17 protein-coding genes are annotated in these 19124 nt (G+C 66.6%); 12 read left to right on the top strand and 5 right to left on the bottom strand.

The genetic code is table 11. The features are described from left to right. Positions 1-125 precede the first annotated feature (125 nt). The gene (locus ACFOOQ_RS16855) at positions 126-1202 is read right to left on the bottom strand and encodes an OmpA family protein (RefSeq protein ID WP_379728772.1); all 1077 of its coding nucleotides are present in this window, start codon (positions 1200-1202) and stop codon (positions 126-128) included. Positions 1203-1370: 168 nt separating this feature from the next. Between ACFOOQ_RS16855 and ACFOOQ_RS16850 the strand changes: the two genes are divergently transcribed. From ACFOOQ_RS16850 to ACFOOQ_RS16840, 3 genes are all read left to right on the top strand, one after another. Beyond that, on the top strand, positions 1371-3176 hold the full coding sequence (locus ACFOOQ_RS16850; RefSeq protein WP_379728771.1) for a PHA/PHB synthase family protein: 1806 nt from the start codon (positions 1371-1373) through the stop codon (positions 3174-3176). Between the two features lie 160 nt (positions 3177-3336). Further along, complete coding sequence (locus tag ACFOOQ_RS16845; RefSeq protein ID WP_379728770.1) at positions 3337-3978, top strand: muconolactone Delta-isomerase family protein; 642 nt, start codon at positions 3337-3339, stop codon at positions 3976-3978. Between the two features lie 13 nt (positions 3979-3991). Further along, on the top strand, positions 3992-4471 hold the full coding sequence (locus tag ACFOOQ_RS16840) for a YchJ family protein (RefSeq protein ID WP_379728769.1): 480 nt from the start codon (positions 3992-3994) through the stop codon (positions 4469-4471). A gap of 470 nt (positions 4472-4941) precedes the next feature. Here the strand turns inward: ACFOOQ_RS16840 and ACFOOQ_RS16835 are convergent, their stop codons facing one another. Next, a complete protein-coding gene (locus ACFOOQ_RS16835; protein ID WP_379728768.1) occupies positions 4942-5730 on the bottom strand; it encodes an SDR family NAD(P)-dependent oxidoreductase in 789 nt (262 codons plus the stop codon). Between the two features lie 201 nt (positions 5731-5931). Here ACFOOQ_RS16835 and ACFOOQ_RS16830 point away from each other — a divergent pair, with 201 nt between their 5' ends. Beyond that, positions 5932-6432, top strand: a complete 501-nt coding sequence (locus tag ACFOOQ_RS16830; RefSeq protein WP_379728767.1) for a PAS domain-containing protein — start codon at positions 5932-5934, stop codon at positions 6430-6432. A 5-nt stretch (positions 6433-6437) separates the two neighbouring features. Here ACFOOQ_RS16830 and ACFOOQ_RS16825 read toward each other — a convergent pair whose 3' ends face one another. Both ACFOOQ_RS16825 and ACFOOQ_RS16820 read right to left on the bottom strand, forming a co-directional pair. Beyond that, positions 6438-7445 (bottom strand): sensor histidine kinase, encoded by a 1008-nt coding sequence (locus ACFOOQ_RS16825; protein ID WP_379728766.1) that lies wholly within the window; start codon positions 7443-7445, stop codon positions 6438-6440. Next, a complete protein-coding gene (locus tag ACFOOQ_RS16820) occupies positions 7442-8119 on the bottom strand; it encodes a response regulator (RefSeq protein WP_379728765.1) in 678 nt (225 codons plus the stop codon). Before ACFOOQ_RS16820 ends, ACFOOQ_RS16825 begins: the two co-directional genes overlap by 4 nt. A 287-nt stretch (positions 8120-8406) precedes the next feature. Here ACFOOQ_RS16820 and topA point away from each other — a divergent pair, with 287 nt between their 5' ends. From topA to rpmG, 8 genes are all read left to right on the top strand, one after another. Further along, entirely contained in the window at positions 8407-11187 is a 2781-nt protein-coding gene (gene topA, locus ACFOOQ_RS16815; RefSeq protein WP_379728764.1) for a type I DNA topoisomerase, read from the top strand. A 3-nt stretch (positions 11188-11190) separates the two neighbouring features. After that, the gene (rnr, locus tag ACFOOQ_RS16810; RefSeq protein ID WP_379728763.1) at positions 11191-13494 is read left to right on the top strand and encodes a ribonuclease R; all 2304 of its coding nucleotides are present in this window, start codon (positions 11191-11193) and stop codon (positions 13492-13494) included. Continuing rightward, positions 13491-14474 (top strand): glycerophosphodiester phosphodiesterase, encoded by a 984-nt coding sequence (locus tag ACFOOQ_RS16805; RefSeq protein ID WP_379728762.1) that lies wholly within the window; start codon positions 13491-13493, stop codon positions 14472-14474. Before rnr ends, ACFOOQ_RS16805 begins: the two co-directional genes overlap by 4 nt. A gap of 165 nt (positions 14475-14639) precedes the next feature. Next, complete coding sequence (locus ACFOOQ_RS16800; protein WP_379728761.1) at positions 14640-15626, top strand: magnesium transporter CorA family protein; 987 nt, start codon at positions 14640-14642, stop codon at positions 15624-15626. Between the two features lies 1 nt (position 15627). Next, positions 15628-16029, top strand: coding sequence for a DUF983 domain-containing protein (locus ACFOOQ_RS16795; protein ID WP_379728760.1), 402 nt, complete (start codon positions 15628-15630; stop codon positions 16027-16029). 4 nt (positions 16030-16033) lie between these two features. Then, positions 16034-16753, top strand: coding sequence for an NUDIX hydrolase (locus tag ACFOOQ_RS16790; protein ID WP_379728759.1), 720 nt, complete (start codon positions 16034-16036; stop codon positions 16751-16753). Between the two features lie 287 nt (positions 16754-17040). After that, on the top strand, positions 17041-17406 hold the full coding sequence (locus tag ACFOOQ_RS16785) for a hypothetical protein (RefSeq protein ID WP_379728758.1): 366 nt from the start codon (positions 17041-17043) through the stop codon (positions 17404-17406). An 83-nt stretch (positions 17407-17489) separates the two neighbouring features. Next, positions 17490-17657, top strand: a complete 168-nt coding sequence (gene rpmG, locus ACFOOQ_RS16780; RefSeq protein ID WP_379728757.1) for a 50S ribosomal protein L33 — start codon at positions 17490-17492, stop codon at positions 17655-17657. Positions 17658-17735: 78 nt separating this feature from the next. On the opposite strand, the gene ACFOOQ_RS16775 is transcribed toward rpmG, so the two are convergent. Then, on the bottom strand, positions 17736-19118 hold the full coding sequence (locus tag ACFOOQ_RS16775) for a PleD family two-component system response regulator (RefSeq protein ID WP_379728756.1): 1383 nt from the start codon (positions 19116-19118) through the stop codon (positions 17736-17738). Positions 19119-19124 lie beyond the last annotated feature (6 nt).

Raw genomic sequence — 19124 nt, 5'->3', positions numbered from 1 at the left:
AGAGAGAGACGATTCAGGGAAAGCGATTCTAGGGAAAACAGGGGTCCAGTTGCACGAAGGCGCGGCAGCTTTTCGCCCCGCGCCCCCGCCCTTTGTAGCCGAAAACCGGCTTGGCTGAAATCCGCTCAGTTCACGAGATAGATTTCAACCCGGCGGTTATAGTCCTCGGCGCGCGGCATGGCTTCGTAATAAACCGGCGCTGAGTCGGCCCGGGCTTCGGCCCGGATGCTAGCTCGGTCGACCCCGCGGCGGCGCAGCTCGGCGGCCACGGCGTCGGCCCGCTTCTGTGACAGGGCGTAATTGAGCTGGCGGTGGCTGGTGGCTTCCATGTCGCCGGTCCGGCTGGAGGCGAAGCCGACCACCTGCAGGCTGCCCTTGCCGCCGACGCCCTTGTAATACTCGGCGACCTTGCGGATCAGGGCCTTGTCGTCGCTGCCCAGGCTGGTCTCGCCGTTGCTGAAGCGGACCACCGCCAGAAGCTGGCTGCTGCCGGGCACGGCGCTGCCGGCCGCAAAGGCCGGCTGACCGGGGGCGGCACCGGCCGGGGCCGGCTGGCTCTGGGCCAGGTTGGGCGGCAAAGTCGTCGCCGAAGACTGCGCCAGACTCTGGGCGAAGGTGTCGGCCGTGCCGCCGGCCGGGGCCTGCGGCGGAGCCGTATTCTGCGGCGCGGTCGGGGCCGGCGGCTGCAGGGTCACGGATTGCTGCGCGGCAGGCTGCTGCCCGGCAGGCTGCTGCCCGGCAGGCTGCTGCACTGGGGCGGCCTGCGCCACCTGCTGCTGGGGCTGGGCTGTGGGCAGCTGGCTTACCGGCGGCTTCGGTGCCGGCGGCGGCGTGGTGCTGTCGGCCGGGCGGGCGCGCAGTTCCTCGTCGGTATGGCGGGCATTCTGGCTGTCGGCGGCCAGGGTGTTCAGGGCCCGGTTCTTGTCCGTGTCGCTGGTCTGCTCCACCGGCCGCGGCGGCACCCGGGACAGGTTCGGGAAACGGGCATCCTTCTCGGCGGTGGCGGCCTTCTCGGCAGTATCCGGCGAGGTCGTCGGCGCGTCGTCGCCGGCGAACCACTGGGTCGGGTCGGCCCAGCCGGGTACGGACGAACAGGCGCCGAGACCCAGCATCGTCACGAGCAGAGCCGCCACGGTTGCACCGCGCATGCGATCCATGCCCCGCAGCGCCTTTCCGGCGGAAGCCCAGCCGATGCCTGCCATGTCACAATCCCCCTGAAACTCTGCCTGCCACATGGCCATCCGTCTTTCCGACTCGCGGCCTTGCGGGTCCAATCCTGATCCCGTAACCTCAGATCACGTCGTGCAAATCCGCGCAAGTGCCTGATTCGTACGGCTGAGGAAACGGGCCCCGAGAATAAGGACTGTCGGATGGCGAAGCAACCGGACAGTGACGGCAAACTCCCTGATCCGGCCGTCTGGGCGGAGAACTGGACGCGGATTGCCGAGCGCAGCCAGAAGTTGCTCAGCGAATTTGCCAGCCACCAGCAAAACGAGACGGCCCCGGCCAATCCGGACCCCCTGAACCTGACCGGCGCCTTCATGGCGATGACCGCCAACCTGATGGCCGACCCCGAGCGGCTGGTCGAGGCGCAGGTCCGTTTCTGGCAGGATTACGCCACCCTCTGGGCCAATGCGGCCGACCGCTTCCTCGGCAAGGAAAGCAAGCCGCTGATCGAGCCGGACAAGGGCGACAAGCGCTTCAAGGACCCCGCCTGGCAGGAAAGCGCCGTTTTCGACTATTTCAAGCAGTCCTACCTGCTGACCGCCCGGTGGATGAAGGACACGGTCAGGCAGGCCGACGGCATCGACCCGAAGGTCGCCCGCAAGGTGGATTTCTACACCCGGCAGTTCGTCGATGCGATGTCGCCGTCGAATTTCCTGCTGACCAACCCGGAAGTGCTGCGCGCCACCGCCGAAAGCAACGGCGAGAACCTGGTGAAGGGCCTCGAGAACCTGCTCGACGACCTCGAGCGCGGCAAGGGCAAGCTGAACATCAGGATGGTGGACGAGAAGGCCTTCGAGGTCGGCCGCAACATCGCCGCGACCCCGGGCAAGGTGGTCTACCAGAACGACCTGATGCAGCTGATCCAGTACACGCCGGTGACCGAGCAGGTGTACAGGCGGCCGCTGTACATCGTGCCGCCGTGGATCAACAAGTTCTACATCCTCGACCTCAAGCCGGAAAATTCCTTCATCCGCTGGATGCTGGAAAAGGGCTACACGGTCTTTGTCGTATCATGGAACCAGCCCGACGCGACCATGGTCGACAAGACCTTCGAGAGCTACATGCGCGAGGGCATCCTCGACGGCCTCGACGCGGTGAAGAAGGCCACCGACGAGGACGAGGTCACCGCGATCGGCTACTGCATCGGCGGCACGCTGATGGCCTCGACGCTCGCCTGGATGGCGGCGAAAGGCGACGACCGTATCAAGGCGGTCACCTTCTTCGCCGCCCAGGTCGATTTCACCGAGGCCGGCGAGCTCAGCGTCTTCACCGACGAGGATACCCTCAAATATCTCGACAGCCTGATGGCCGAAAAGGGCTATCTCGACGGCGGCGAGATGGCGACCACCTTCAACATGCTGCGCGCCAATGACCTGATCTGGTCGTTTGTCGTCAACAACTACCTGCTGGGCAAGGAGCCTTTCCCCTTCGACCTGCTGTACTGGAATTCCGACTGCACCCGCATGCCGGCCAAGATGCACGGCTTCTACCTGCGCAACATGTACCAGAAGAACCTGCTGTCGCAGCCGGGCAAGCTGGAACTGGCCGGTGAGCGGCTCGACCTCGGCAAGATCAAAATTCCCGTCTACCTGCAGGCCAGCCGCGAGGACCATATCGCGCCCTACCGCTCGGTCTACAAGGCGACGCATCTCTATGGCGGGCCGGTGCGCTTCATGCTGGCCGGCTCGGGGCATATCGCCGGCGTGATCAACCATCCGAAGGCGAAGAAGTACCAGCACTGGCTGAACGACACCAAGACCAACCCGGCCGATGTCGAGGCGTGGACCGCGGGCGCCAAGGAATACCCCGGTTCGTGGTGGGACGACTGGGACAAGTGGCTGTCGAAGAAGTCCGGCGCGAAAGTGCCGGCGCGCCAGCCCGGCGACGGCAAGCTGAAGGTGATCGAGGATGCGCCGGGCAGCTTCGTGAAAAAACGGATCGTGGATTAGGGCTCTCTCGTCATTCCCCACATAATTGTCATGGCCGGGCTTGACCCGGCCATCCATGTGGAGGGGTTCTCTTCCGCGTCCAGAATTAGAGAATAGGAAAATCGTGGATGCCCGGGCCAAGCCCGGGCATGACGGCTTCATAAAAGAGGAAGACAGACAGATGCTGTTTCTGGTGGATGTGACGTTCAATTTCTCGACGCTCGGCGACAAGGCGCAGGAACTGGTGAAAGCCGAATGGAAGGTCGAGGAGGAGCTGCTGGACAAGCGGCAGTTCGTCGGCATCTGGCGCAAGGCCAACGGCATGGGCACCATGTTCATCCTCGACGTGCCGAACCACGAGGCGCTGGGCAACCAGGTCCGCGCCATGCCGCTCTATCCCTTCTTCACCGGCGTCGCCATCACGCCGCTGATCGGGCATCCGAATTTCCCGCAGTTCGCCCGCGGCGCCAGTTTCCACGAAAAGCCCGACAGCAAGCCGAAGCCCGACAGCATCCTGCATATGGTCGACGTGCGCATCGAATATGCCCGCGCCGGCGACAAGCTGCCGGACCTGGTGCAGGCGGAATGGCGCGCCTCGGAAAACATGCTCGCCAAGGGCCAGCTGGTCGGCATCTGGCGCCGCAGCAACGCGCTGGGCACCATCGTGCTGTGGAACCTGCCTGACGGCGATGCCGTCTCGGCACAGTTGCGCGCCCTGCCGCTCTATCCCTGCTTCACCGATATCAACGTGATCCCGCTGGCGCCGCACCCGAACTTCCCGCAGTTCGCGCGCCCGGCCGAGACGCACGAAAAGCCGGCGTAATGCTCTCCACGCAATGATCCTCTGCCCCTGCCAGTCCGGCCTGTCTTTCGAGGCCTGCTGCGGGCCGATCCTGGCCGGCACGCCGGCGCCGACCGCGCTGGCGCTGATGCGCTCGCGCTATACGGCTTACGCGCGCGGCGATGTCGCGCATCTGGCGCGCACTCTGGCGCCAGAACATCGCGCCGGCTTCGATGCCGCCGATGTCAGCGCCGGCATGCGCGAGACACAATGGCTGGGGCTGGAGATCCTCGACACGGTTGATGGCGGCGCGGATGACAGCAGCGGCATCGTGGAATTCGTCGCTCGCTTCCAATCGCAAGGCCGGGCCAGCGCGCTGCACGAACGCTCACGCTTCCGCCGCGACGCGGCAGACGGCAACTGGGTCTATGTCGACGGCGAGACCGCTGTGCAGCCGGCGAAAAAGCCCGGCCGCAACGACCCCTGCCCCTGCGGCTCAGGCAGGAAGTTCAAGCACTGCTGCGGGCGGGCGTGATTCTGCTCGCACCGCCTATATGTTTGTAATTCGGCCGGCCGACCGGAGCGTGTAATAGGCCCGCATATCCCAAGGCGCTTTTGGAGATAATCGGTGACTATTGCCGATAGTCGTCGCAAACAATTTTTTTTATGGTGACCGTCTGGAGCGACTTCGTCGAGGCACACCCAATTTTCCTCTAGTGAAGCCGTCATCTGAATTTCAACGCCCTCGAATTTGCCACGCCAAGTGTACATGGGTAACGTGCCGCCAAGCCACCAGGGCCCAACGCCGCGGTTTATAACTGGACCGTAAAAGCTTTCAAACTTCTGGGGCGGTATTCTAGAAATTTACGAGCCAAGTCTCCCCCCGACTTTTCCTCTTCGATTTCATCCCATTTGGCAGAACGATATCCACCAATATATACGGCTAGGATGAAGAGCGGATAAATCCAGTATCGATGCTTCATCGGTTCGCCTATCCACTAAATATCAGCTGTTCTTCCGCTGACCCCGCAGGGTCGGCAGGCCGATGCCGGTGGAATCGAAGCCGCCGTCGACGCAGAGCACCTGCCCGGTGATGTAGCTCGCGTCGCTGCCGGCGAGGAAGCAGATCGCATTGGCCAGTTCGCTTTCGCGACCGTAGCGGTTGAGCGGGATGTGGTCGTGATAGTCGGCGCGGATTTCCGGTGTGTGCACCGCCTTGGCCATGGCGGTATCCACCGGGCCCGGCGCCACGGCATTCACCCGGATGCCGTATTCGCCAAGCTCGGCGGCCTGCTGCTTGGTCAGATGCGCGAGGCCCGCCTTGCTGGTGCCATAGGCGACGCGCAGCGTCGAGGCGCGCAGGCCGGAAATGGACGTGATGTTGACGATGGCGCCGCCGCCCTGGTCGCGCATGATCGGCGCCACCGCCTGCACCATCATGAAGGGGCCGGTCAGGTTCACCGCCATGACGCGCTGCCAGTCCTCCAGGGTCACGTCGAGGATCGGCTTGAAGATGGCGATGCCGGCATTGTTGACCAGCGCATCGATGCGGCCGAAGCGGTCCTTCACCTGGCGGACCGCCGCCTGCACGGCGGCGGGATCGGTGACATCGGTTTCGATGGCCAGCACGGCTTCCGGCCGGCCAAGTCCCTGCGCCGCGGCCCGCAGGGTGTCGCCAAGGAGATCCAGCATCGCCACCTGCCAGCCATCGGCGAGAAACTTCGTGGCCGTCGCCAGACCCAGACCGCGCGCCGCGCCGGTCACCAAAGCCACTTTGTTCGTACCGCTGCTCATACGCCGACTCTCCTCCCGAACTTTATTGTGCGGCGAGACTAGCCTGCCGGCGGACCGGCCAGCCAGTGCCGGCAGAAATCCGCCCTGCGACTCCCTGCCCGGGCTGACAATCCCCTGATTTTGCGTTAACTTGTTCAGCGAAACACCGGATATAGTGGATTTCCACCGATTCGCTTCGCCACGGGGGATGGTCGGGACGTCATGGGCCGCATGCTGGAAGGCGCACCGCAGCTGTCGCTGGATACGCTCCAGGCGCTTTACGCCTACTGGGCGGGCAAGCGTGCGGGCCGCTCGATGCCCGACCGTGCCGATATCGACCCCATCGAGATGAAGCCCTGGCTCGGCAACCTGATGCTGGTCGAGCGCAAGGACGACGGCGACTATATCTACCGGCTCTACGGCTCGACCTTCGTCAACCAGTTCAAGGTCGATATGACCGGCAAGCAGGTCAGTGGCCTGCCCGAGAAGCAGGCCGAGCTGCTGCGCACCGAATATGACGCCGTGGTGCACAGCCGGATGCCGATGTCGCGGCGCTATACCGCCACCTTCGACTATACCTCGCGCGACAAGCGCTCGGCCTGGCAGGTCGAGCGCAGCTGGGAGCGGCTGGCCCTGCCGCTGACCGCCGGCGGCGAGGATGTCCGCATGCTGCTGGTCGCCGCCTTCCCGCTGGAGCCGGCGCCGGAAGACCGCTTCAGCTAACGGGTTCAGCTAGCGGGCTGCAGCCGCACCGTCACCACGGTGCCGGCGGGCTGCCCCTCGGCAATATCCAGCTCACCGTCCAGCGCCGCCACCGTGCGCGCCACCACCGACAGGCCGAGGCCGGTCCCCGCCCCCTGCCCGGCGCCCGGCGTGAAGCGTTCCGCCAGCGCGGCGCGGATCGCCGACGGAATGCCCGGGCCGTGATCGGTCACCGTCAGCACCGGCCCCGGCCCGACCTGCACGTCGATCGGGGTGCCGGCCGGCGTATGCCGGATCGCATTGTCGATCAGGTTCTGCAGGATCATCGCCACCGCGCCGGGATGGCCGCGCGCCGGCTGCGGCGCCTCGATCTCAAGCCCGAGCAGATGATCGCTCTCGAGCGCCAGCGGCACCAGGCGGGTGATGGTCTCGCGCGCGACAGCCACCAGGTCGACCGCCTGGTCGAGCGATACGGCGGCCGCCTCCACCTGGGCCAGCGCCAGCAGCTGTTCGACGCGGCCGGCCATGGCGGCGATCTGCGCCGCCAGCCGCCCGTGCACCGGCTCGGGCACGCCATCGAGATCCAGCGTCATGGCGGCCAGCGGCGTGCGCAGGTCATGGGCGACATCGGCGGTGAAATGCCGCAGTTCCGCCAGCACCCGGTCGAGCCGGCCGAGCGCGGTGTTGACTGCGGTGACCAGCTCGGCGGCTTCCGCCGGCAGGCCTTCCTCAGGCAGCCGCTGGCCGCCGCGATGCCAGTCGATCTGCCGCGCCAGAGCCGCAATGCGGCCGAGCGGGCGTACGGCCCGGCGCGCCACCAGGATCGCGACGATGCCGGTGACCAGGATCATCGGCACCACCGGCCGGGCGACATGTTCGCCGACCTCTTCCACGATCCGGGTCCAGCCGGCATCGGTGAAGACGTCGAGGCCGAAATAGCGCCAGACGATGAACAGGGTCTCGGCCACGCCGACAAGCACCGCCGCCAGCAGCAGCCGCAGGCTCAGCTGCAGGGCGAGCGAGCGGGGCTTCATGCCGCCGGCCGTTCCCGCAGCAGGTAGCCGATGCCGCGCAGCGTGTGGATTTCCAGCGTCGGCGCGGCGGCCAGCCGCTTGCGCAGGCGGGAGACGATCACCTCGATGGCATTGGGCGTCGCCTCCTCGCCCATTTCATACAGCGCCGAAACGATCATCTCGCGGCTGACGACCTGGCCGCTGCGCCGCAGCAGCAGGGTCAGCAGGTCGAATTCCCGGCGCGTCAGCGGCAGGGTCTCGCCCAGCAGGGTCGCCTGGCTGTTCACGCTGTCGAGGGTCAGCGGACCGCAGGTCAGCACGACGCCGAGCGATCCGCCGGGGCGCCGCAGCAGGGCGCGGCAACGCGCCGCCAGTTCCGCCATCTCGAAGGGTTTCACCAGATAGTCGTCGGCGCCATCGTCCAGGCTGCCGACGCGGTCGTCGAGGCCGCCGCGGGCGGTGACGACGAGGACCGGAAACCGCCGGCCGGCCCGGCGCAGGCGCGCCAGATAGACACGGCCGTCACCGTCCGGCAGGCCAAGATCGAGGATCATCAGGTCGATGGCGCCGACCGCCAGCAGCTCGTCGGCCTCGGCCAGCGACGCGGCGGCGTCGACCGCGAAACCGACCTTGCGCAGGCCGGCGGCCATCGGCTCGCGCAGCGCGGCCTGATCCTCGACCAGCAATATCCTCATGTCGTCCTGTACCCGGTCACCGTGGTTTGCACCGGACTCCCGTCCTGTCACAGGCTGCCATACAGCCGGCAGCAGCCGGCGGCAATCCGGGCCGGCGCCAGCATGGCGGCCGAGTCTGACAGCAGCCTGTCGGCGTCCCGACAGTAAATCGTTATTTTCCAATATGTTATGGCGCCCTCCAGAAGCGACGATTTGACAAGCTCCCGGGCATCGCCCATGTTCCGGAAGCTGCGCCGGTCTCGCCGTCGCCGTGTTTTGTGAAATTTATTGTTGGAAAACAGCACCTTATGAAAGTCGTAGTCGTCGAGAGCCCGGCGAAGGCGAAGACCATCGAGAAATACCTCGGTCCCGGCCATACGGTCCTGGCCTCGTTCGGCCATGTCCGCGACCTGCCGGCCAAGGACGGTTCGGTCGAGCCGGACAAGGATTTCGAGATGCATTACGAAATGTCCGGGCGCGGATCGAAATCCATCGCCGACATCGCCGGGGCACTCAAGGGCGCCGACACCCTGATCCTCGCCACCGACCCCGACCGCGAGGGCGAGGCGATTTCCTGGCATGTGCTGGAGGCGCTGAACAAGCGCAAGCTGGTCAAGGACAAGACGGTCAGGCGGGTGGTGTTCAACGAGATCACCAAGACCGCCGTGCTCGACGCCATGGCGCATCCGCGCGACATCGACATGGATCTGGTGAATGCCCAGCAGGCGCGCCGCGCGCTGGATTACCTGGTCGGCTTCACCCTGTCGCCGGTGCTGTGGCGCAAGCTGCCGTCCGCCAAATCGGCCGGCCGCGTGCAGTCGGTGGCTTTGCGGCTGATCTGCGAGCGCGAGACCGAGATCGAGGCCTTCCGGGCCCGCGAATACTGGACCATCGCCGCCGAGTTCCTGAACAAGGCCGGCCAGAAGGTTAGCGCCCGGCTGTTCGAGCTGGGCGGCAGCAAGCTCGACAAGTTCGACATCAACACCGAAGCGGCGGCGAAGGCCGCGGTGACGAAGCTGCAGGATTTGGCTTACGCCGTCACCGACGTGTCGATCAAGCCGGCCAAGCGCCATCCGGCGCCGCCGTTCACCACCTCGACCCTGCAGCAGGAAGCCGCGCGCAAGCTCGGTTTCTCGGCGCAGATGACCATGCAGATCGCCCAGCGCCTGTATGAAGGCATCAATCTCGGCGGCGAGACCACCGGCCTGATCTCCTATATGCGTACCGATGGCGTCAGCATGGCCGACGAGGCGATCCGCAGCGCCCGCGACGTGATCGCCGAGGATTTCGGCCGCGACGCCGTGCCGGAAAGCTGGCGCGTCTACAAGACCAAGCAGAAAAGCGCCCAGGAAGCCCATGAGGCGATCCGCCCGACCGATTTCCGCCGCCGGCCGAAGTCGCTGGCCCGCCATCTCGACGACGTGCAGCTCAAGCTCTACGAGCTGATCTGGGTGCGCGCCATGGCGAGCCAGATGGAATCCGCCGAACTCGAGCGCACCACCATCGACATTGCCGACCCGGCTCGCACCGGCATGTTCCGCGCCAGCGGCACCGTCATCCTCTCGCCGGGCTTCCTCAAGCTCTACGAGGAAGGCATCGACGACAAGACCGGCGACGAGGAAGCCGACAACCGGCTGCCCAAGCTGAAGACCGGCGATCCGCTCGACCGCGACAAGATCACGCCGGAACAGCATTTCACCGAACCGCCGCCGCGCTATTCGGAAGCCAGCCTGGTGCGCAAGCTGGAAGAGCTCGGCATCGGCCGGCCGTCGACCTATGCCGCCATCCTCGAAGTGCTGCGGGCGCGCAACTACGTCACCATGGACAGCAAACGGTTCCTGCCGGAAGACGCCGGCTGGCTCGCCTATGCCTTCCTGGTCTGCTTCTTCGAACAGTATTTCGCCTATGACTTCACGGCGGGTCTGGAAGAGAAACTCGACGAGATCGCCGAGCACAAGCTGGAATGGAAGCAGGTGCTGGCCGACTTCTGGCAGGATTTCAGCCTGCATGCCGACGACCACAGCGATACTGCGCTGTCGGTGAAGGATGCCGTCACCCGCATCGACGAGAAGATGGGCCGGCGCGGCGACGTGCTGGACGCCATCAACAAGCTGCTCGACCAGCATTTCTTTCCGCCCCGCGAGGACGGCAGGGACCCGCGGCTCTGCCCGGCCTGCAACAAGGGATCGCTCGCCATCAAGGCGGGCCGCACCGGCGCCTTCATCGGCTGCTCGGATTATCCCGGCTGCAGCTACACCCGGCCGCTCTCGGCCGGCGGCAACGGCCATGGCGATATCGCCATCTCCGGCCCGCAGGAGCTCGGCGCCGATCCGGCCACCGGCCAGATGATCACCCTGCGCCAGGGCCCCTTCGGCCCCTATGTGCAGCTCGGCGAGGCCGAGGGCGAAGGCAAGGCGAAGACCAAGCCGAAGCGCGCCTCACTGCCCAAGGGCGTCACGCTGGAAGACGTCACGCTCGAAATGGCGCTCAAGCTGCTGGCGCTGCCGCGCGTGGTCGGCCTGCATCCCAGCACCGGCAAGGAGATCGTCGCCGGGCTCGGCCGCTTCGGGCCCTACCTGCTGCATGACGGCGCCTATACCAAGCTGAAAGACGCCATGGAGGCGCTGGAGGTCGGCATCAATCACGCGGTCGAGCTGATCGCCGCCGCCGATGCCCGCCGCAAGGGTCCGCGCAAGGGCGCCCAGCTCACCATCCTGCGCGAGGTCGGCAAGCATCCCGACGACGGCGAGCCGGTCAATGTGATCGACGGCCGCTACGGCCCCTACCTCAAGCATGGCGCCACCAATGCGCCGCTGCCGCGCGGCATCGAGACCGACGACGTGACCTTGGAACAGGCCGTCGAGGCGATCGCCAGCCGGGCCAAGTCCGGCAAGGGCGGCAGGAAGAAGGCCGCGCCCAAGAAGGCATCCGGGGCCAAGAAGGCCGCGGCGCCAAAGGCGGCAAAAGCCGAGGCCAAACCCAAGGCCGAAGCCAAGCCCAAGGCGAAGAAGGCCGCGCCGAAGAAGAAGGTTGCGGCCAGGAAGCCGGCTGCCGCGAAGAAGGCGGCCAAGACAGACGCAGCGGCCTAGCCGGTGGCGAAGAAGAAGGTCGCGGCCGCCCTTCCGTCCAGACAGGACATCCTGAAATACGTTGCCGAGAATCCGGGCAAGGTCGGCAAGCGCGAGATCGCGCGCGCCTTCAACATCGGTCCCGATGACCGGCTGGCGCTGAAAAAACTGCTGCGCGAACTCAAGACCGAGGGCGAGATCAGCCAGGGCCACGGCAAGCGCATGGCGCCGAAGGGCGAACTGCCGGAAGTGACGCTGGTCGACCTGATCCGGCTCGACCGCGACGGCGACCTGGTCGGCCGCCCGGTCGAATGGACCGGCGACGGCGACGCGCCGAAGATTGTCTTCGAGATGGGCGGCAAGGCGCGCCGCCGCGAGATGGCCGATGTCGGCATCGGCGACCGCGTGCTGGCTCGCCTGACCCGCGCCGGCCGCAACCGCTATACCGGCCGGGTGATGAAGCGGCTGGAGCAGGACGAACAGCCGGTGCTCGGCCTGTTCACCATCGATGCCGATGGCAACGCCCGGCTGCAACCGACCGACAAGAAGGTGCGCCACGAATACGTCATCGCGCCGGAGGATTACGGCGGCGCCGCCACCGGCCAGTTCGTGGTGGCGCAGCCCCTGCCCGGCCGCCGCTACGGCCTGCGCCCGGCCCGTGTCACCGAGGTGATCGGCAGCGCCACCGATCCGAAGGCGCTGAGCCTGATCCCGATCTTCAGCTTCGGCATCCCGACCAAATTCTCCGACGAAGCGATCCGGCAGGCCGAAAAGGCCAAGCCGGTGACGGTGCGCGGCCGCGAGGACCTGCGCAAGATCCCGCTGATCACCATCGACCCGGAAGACGCCCGCGACCATGACGACGCGGTGTTCGCCGAGCCCGACGACGATCCCGCCAACAAGGGCGGCTGGCATGCCATCGTCGCCATCGCCGATGTCGCCCATTACGTCACACCGGGCAGCGCCCTCGACCACGATGCGCGGGTGCGCGGCAACTCGACCTATTTCCCCGACCGTGTCGTCCCCATGCTGCCCGAGGCGCTGTCGGCCGATCTCTGCTCGCTGGTCGAGGGCAAGGACCGTGCCTGCATGGCCGTGCATCTGTGGTTCGATGCCAAGGGCAACAAACGGCGCCACCAGTTCGTGCGCGGCCTGATGCGCTGCGCGGCGGGCCTGAGCTACGGCCAGGTACAGCAGGCGATCGACGGCAACCCGGACGAAGCCTCGGAACCCTTCCTCGAAACCGTCCTGCGGCCGCTCTATGCCTGCCATGCGGCGCTGAACGAGGCGCGCGCCGCCCGCCAGCCGCTGGCAATCACCGCGCCCGAACGCCGCGTCGTCATGGGCAAGGACGGCCATATCGCGGCGATCCGGCCACGCGAGCATATGCTGAGCCACCAGGTGATCGAGGACTTCATGATCACCGCCAATGTCGCCGCCGCCGAGGAACTGGAAAAGCACCGCCAGCCCTGCATGTACCGCGTGCACGAGCCGCCGTCCGACGAGAAGATCGACGCCCTGCGCAAGTTCCTCGACACGCTGGATTACCGGCTGGCCAAGAGCCAGGGCCTGCGGCCGATGCATTTCAACAGCATCCTCGAGAAGGCACGCGGCAGCGAGAACGAGCGCCTGATCAACGAGGTGGTGCTGCGCAGCCAGATGCAGGCCTATTACACGCCGGACAACAAGGGGCATTTCGGCCTCAACCTGTCGCGCTATGGGCATTTCACCTCGCCGATCCGCCGCTATGCCGACGTGATGGTGCATCGCGCCCTGATCCGCGGCCTCAAGCTTGGCGATGACGGCCTGCCGCCGGACGAAGACGAGCAGTTCGAGCATATCGCGGAACATATTTCGCTGACCGAGCGGCGCTCGATGCAGGCCGAACGCGATGCCATGGACCGCTTCGTCGCCGCCTTCATGTCCGAGCATGTCGGCGCCGATTTCGCCGGGCGCATCTCGGGCGTCACCCGCTTCGGCCTGTTCATCGAACTGGCCGAGACCGGCGCCGATGGCTTCGTGCCGATCTCCAGCCTCGGCGACGACTTCTATGCCCATGACGAAGCCAGGCGCATGCTGGTCGGCCGGCGCACCAACAAGCGCTTCCGGCTCGGCGACAGCGTGATGGTGCGGCTGGCCGAGGCGACTCCGGTGACCGGCGGCCTGCGGTTCGAAATGCTGGACCGCGAGGGCCACAGCCTCGGCGGCGGCCGCTCCGGCCGCACGCCGCAGCGCTCCGGGCCGCGCCCGGCAGCAGGCGACGGTGCGCCGAAAAAGCCCGGCAACCGCGCGCCCTGGAGCAAACACCGCAGCCGGAAGAAAAAATGACCCGGCTGCCGGTCTGTGCCGTCCTTGCCGCGCTGCTGGTCAGCCCGGCCGCCCATGCTTTCGACCTTGAGGGCCATCGCGGGGCCCGCGGCTTGGCGCCGGAAAACACCCTGCCCGCCTTCGCCACCGCACTGACCCTCGGTGTCAGCACGCTGGAACTCGACGTCAATCTCAGCAGCGACGGCCACCTGGTGGTCAGCCATGATCCAGTGCTGCAGCCGCATCTGGCGCGCAAACCCGACGGCACATGGATCGCCGCCCCCGGCCCGGTGATCTGGCACACGCCGCTCGCCGATCTGCTGCACTACGATGTCGGCCGGCTCGATCCGGCGAGCCGCTACGCCCGCAATTTCCCCGACCAGAAGCCGGACGACGGCACCCGCCTGCCGACCCTCGACCAGGTCTTCGCGCTGGTGCGCAAAAGCGGCAATACCGCCGTGCGCTTCAACATCGAGACCAAGATCAATCCACTGAAGCCCGACGAAAGCGCGCCGCCGACGCAGATCACGGCGGCGCTGGTCAAGGCGATCCGCGACGGCGGCATGATGCAGCGCGCGACCATCCAGTCCTTCGACTGGCGCACCCTGACCGAGGCCGCGCGCATCGCGCCCGCCCTGCCCCGCGTGCACCTGACCATCGAAGGCACGTCGTTCGACACGATCCAGCGCGGCCGGCCCGATGCCAGCCCGTGGCTCGGCGGACTGGATGCCGACGACTTCCCCTCCACCCCGGCGCTGGTGAAGGCCGCCGGCGGCCAGGTCTGGTCGCCGTTCTGGCGCAATGTGACACCGGATTTGGTCGCCGCCGCCCATGGCCTCGGCCTCACGGTGATCCCCTGGACGGTGGATGACCCCGACGACATGGCAGCCCTGATCGCCATGCAGGTCGATGGCCTGATCACGGATTACCCCGACCGGCTGCGCAGCCTGATGCAGGCCAACCATATGGCGCTGCCGGCACCGAGCCCGGTTACCCCCTGACAGCCCGGTCACCGACCCGTCACACGCCCCCTCATATCGGGACGCGTGGCAATCTCGGGCCAAAACGCCGCATCCGGCGACGCAGGCTTCCATATCCCCGGAAACGGAGCTAAAAGGGCGCCGCATCGCTGTTTTCACGCAAAGCCGGAACCAGGGAAGGCCGTCATGATCCACGCCTACCTGCCGCAAGGCAACGAGCTGCAACGGATTCCCCTCGCACCGGGCAACACCCTGCCCGAGGGCGCGATCTGGCTCGACCTGCTGGAACCGACGCCGGAAGAGGAAAAGGCCATCGAGGGCATGCTCGAGCTCGAGATGCCGACCCGCGAGGAGATGCAGGAGATCGAGACCTCCAGCCGGCTCTATCGCGAGGGCGATGTCAGCTACATGACCGCCAACGTGCTCTACCATGCCGAAACGCCGCTGCCGCAGACCACGGCGGTGACCTTCATGCGCACGCCGCGCGCGCTGGTCACCCTGCGCTATGCCGATCCGCTGTCGTTCCGCCAGTTCGTCGCCCGCGCCCAGCGCCAGCCCGGCCTGCGCGCCAATGCCGATGCCATGCTGTGCGGCCTGCTCGATTCCGTGATCGACCGCGCCGCCGACGTCATCGAGAATGCCGGCAAGGATCTCGACGGCGTGTCGCGCGGCATCTTCGGCTATGGCCAGAAGGGCGAATATGACCCGGCTGACGAGGCCGACCTGGAAGACGCCGTCCGCAAGCTCGGCCGCATCGAAGATCTGACCTCGCGCATCCGCGACAGCCTGGTGTCGCTGACCCGCCTGATCGCCTTCCTCAACCTGACCATGGCCGAGCAGCGTGGCACCAAGGAAAGCCGCACCTGGCTGAAGACCCTGTCGCGCGACGTGCAGTCGCTGAACGAACAGGCCGCCTTCCTCGCCCACAAGGGCAACTTCCTGCTCGATGCCACGCTCGGCCTGATCAACATCCAGCAGACCAAGATCATCAAGATCTTTTCGGTGGCCGCCACCGTGTTCCTGCCGCCGACCCTGATCGCCAGCATCTACGGCATGAACTTCAAGGTTCTGCCCGAACTCGACTGGACCTGGGGCTATCCGTTTGCGCTGGTGCTGATGGTACTTTCCGCCATACTGCCCTACTGGTGGTTCAAGCGGAAAGGCTGGCTGTGACATGCCGCTGCAGTTCGGAACCCTGCTCGAGGAAGAACGCCCGCTCGGCGAGGCGATGCGGCGCGGCTGGCGTGGCCGCTGTCCGCAATGCGGCCACGGCCGCATGTTCCGCAGTTACCTGAAGGTCAACGACAACTGCCCCGCATGCGGGCTGCAGCTGTCGATGCACCGCGCCGACGACGCGCCGCCCTATTTCACCATCCTGATCGTCGGCCATATCATCGTGCCGCTGATGCTGGTGCTGGAACAGGAATTCCACCCGGCCGAATGGGTGCATATGGTGCTGTGGCTGCCGCTCACCCTGATCCTGTCGCTGACCCTGCTGCCGCGCATCAAGGGCACGCTGATCGGCCTGCAATGGGCCAAGCGCATGCACGGCTTCGGCGGCCATCCCGACGACTGAGGCGATGCCCGACGGCGACGGAGCTGCGGCCCAGACCGTACGACCGACGGCCGCGCAGCCGATCCGCGATGCGGCGACGCTGATCCTGTATCGCCGGCGCAGCGGCGGCGGCCTCGAGGTGCTGATGGGCGAACGCCATGGCGCCAGCGCCTTCATGCCCAACCGTTTCGTGTTTCCCGGCGGCCGGCTCGATCCGGCCGATTACCGCATGCGGCCGGCGCAGCCATTATCGCCGATCAGCCTCGCCCGGCTCGGCCGCAGCAGGAAGACCGGCCCGCGCAAGGCGACCGCGCTGGCGCTGGCGGCGATCCGCGAGACCTTCGAGGAAAGCGGCCTGCGGCTCGCCGCGCCGGCCCATGGGGCGATCACCCCGCCCTCGCCGGCCTGGACCGACTTCTGCGCCGGCAGCCATGCCCCCGACCCGGGCGCGCTGCTCTATATCTGCCGGGCGATCACCCCACCGGGCCGGCCGCGTCGCTTCGATGCCCGCTTCTTCGCCGCCCCGGCCGAGGCCGCCAGCGGCACGGTCCGCCCGTCCGCCGAACTCGACAAGCTCGACTGGATCGCCCCGGAGGACACCGGCGGCCTGCTGCTGCCCGGCATCACCCAGTATGTGCTGGCCCACCTGGCCGCCTGGCTGGAGCCCGGTGCACTGGACGATCCGGCCCGGCAGGTGCCGTTCCATTTCATGCGTCACGGCCGGCGCCAGCTCGCATGGGAGTGACCGGGCGCCCCGTCCGGCCACGCCCCGTCAGGCCACACCCTGTCCGGCCGCAGGATGCCGCCAGCCTGATCCTGCTGCGCCGGGGCGCGGATGGCACCGAGGTGCTGATGGGCCGGCGGGCCGGCGGCCACCGCTTCCTGCCGAATCTCTATGCCTTCCCGGGCGGGCGTCTTGATTCGCCCGACAGGTCAGAAACACCGCTCAACAATTTAAGATATAACAGAAATTACACTAAATCTCACCTTGGATGTGAACCGGCGACCGCCACGGCCCTGGCAGTGGCAGCGGTGCGCGAGACCTGGGAGGAGACCGGCATTGCGCTCGGCCGCATCGCGGCCGGCCGGCTGCAGCCGGACCTGTCCGGTCTCACCTATCTCTGCCGGGCGATCACCCCGGCCGACAGCCCGGTCCGCTTCCATGCCCGGTTTTTCGCCCGCGACGTCACCGGCCTGCCGTTTGAGCTCGGCGGCTCGGGCGAACTGCTCGACCTCGCCTTCCGGCCACTGCCGGCCGCCCGGGCCCTGCCGCTGGCCGACATCACCGAGTTCATCCTCGACCTGCTGGCCGGACTCGGGCCGGACCTGGTGCCGGACCGCCTGCCCTTCTGGCGCTACCGGTCCGGTAAGCCCCTGATCCGCTGGGCAAACCCCTGACGGCCCTAATTGGTTGACATCGCGGTGCGAATCCCTATGCTGCGCCGCCAATCCCTACCGTACGAACCCGTGGAATCAGTGTCATGGCCAAGCCGACAACCCTGAAGATCAAGCTGCTGAGCACCGCCGATACCGGCTTCTTCTATGTCACCAAGAAGAACCCGCGGACCAAGACCGAAAAGATGTCGCTCAAGAAGTATGATCCGGTCGTGCGCAAGCACGTCGAATTCAAGGAAACCAAGATCAAGTAAGGGTTCCGGCGCGCCGCACATCACCGGCGCCGCCTGACAGACCAAACCCCGCCAGGGTCACCCGGGCGGGGTTTTTCGTTATGCGCCGCTCTCGTCGCTGCGCCGGTAGACGATCCGGTTGCGACCGTCGCTCTTGGCCTCGTAGAGCGCCTTGTCGGCCCGCCTGAGCAGGGTGTCGGCAGTATCCTTGTCCGACGACGAGGTGCAGCCGATCGAGCAGGTTACCAACAGTTCGCCGACCGCCGCCTTCACCGTCACCGGCTTGTCGCCGATGGCATGCAGCAGGCGGCTCGCCACCACTTCGGCTGAGTCGATATCGGTATCGGGCATCAGCACCACGAATTCCTCGCCGCCATAGCGGCAGGCCATGTCGATGCCGCGGATGTTGCGCACGATGCGGTTGCCGATCTCGCGCAGCACCTCGTCGCCCACCGGATGGCCGTGGGTGTCGTTGATCCGCTTGAAATGGTCGAGATCCATGATCAGCACCGCCGTGCCATGCTGGCTGGCGCTCTGGCTGAGCAGGGTCGACAGATGCGATGCCATGTAGCGGCGGTTGTACAGGCTGGTCAGCGGATCGGTCACCGCCATTTCCATGCTCTGCTGGTAATGGTCGCGCAGCCGGTCCTGATAGCGCTTGCGGCGCACCTGGGCGCGCAGCCGGGCGATGAACTCGTTGCGGTCGATCGGCCGCACCACGTAGTCGGTGACGCCGATCTCGAGGCCCTTCACCAGCTGTTTCTGGTCGTCGGGCCCGACCAGCAGCAGGATCGGCACATTGCGGGTTTCCTCGGTGGTGCGAAACTGTGAACACAGCCGCAGGCCATCGGGAGTCTGCAGGCCGAGGCTGACCACCACGGAATCGTATTCCTTCTGCCGCGCGCGGCCGAGCGCCTCGGCGCCATCGGCAATGATCTCGATGCGGAACTGGCCCTCGATCATGCGCTGCAGCCGCAGCTGGTCGCGCGGATTGTCCTCGACCAGCAGGATGCTGGCATCGGAATAATCCTCGTCGAGGCCGGGCACCGGCGGCGAGATCACGCCGAGCGAGGCGGAGGTGCGCTCGCGCATGCGCAGCTCGTCGAGCATCAGCTTGACGCGCAGCAGCGACCGCACGCGGGCGAACATCGCGATGTCGTCGACCGGCTTGGTGAGGAAATCGTCGGCGCCGGCGCTGAGCCCCTGCACGCGGTCCTCCGGATCGCCGAGCGCGGTGACCATGATCACCGGGATATAGGCGGTATCCGGGTCGGCCTTCAGCCGGCGGCAGACCTCGAAGCCGTCCATGCCCGGCATCATCACGTCGAGCAGGATCAGGTCGGGCTTCTGGCCGTGGGCGGCATCGAGCGCCTCCGGCCCGCTGCCCGCGGTGATCACCTCGTAATATTCACTCGTCAGCTTGGCTTCCAGCACCTTGATGTTGGTGCGGATATCGTCGACGACCAGAATGCGCGCGGTCATCGCAGG

The organism is Ferrovibrio xuzhouensis (assembly GCF_042648965.1).
GTDB classification, from domain to species: domain Bacteria; phylum Pseudomonadota; class Alphaproteobacteria; order Ferrovibrionales; family Ferrovibrionaceae; genus Ferrovibrio; species Ferrovibrio xuzhouensis.
Note: the sequence above shows the minus strand (reverse complement) of the source record. Positions and strands in the feature narration are given on the sequence as shown.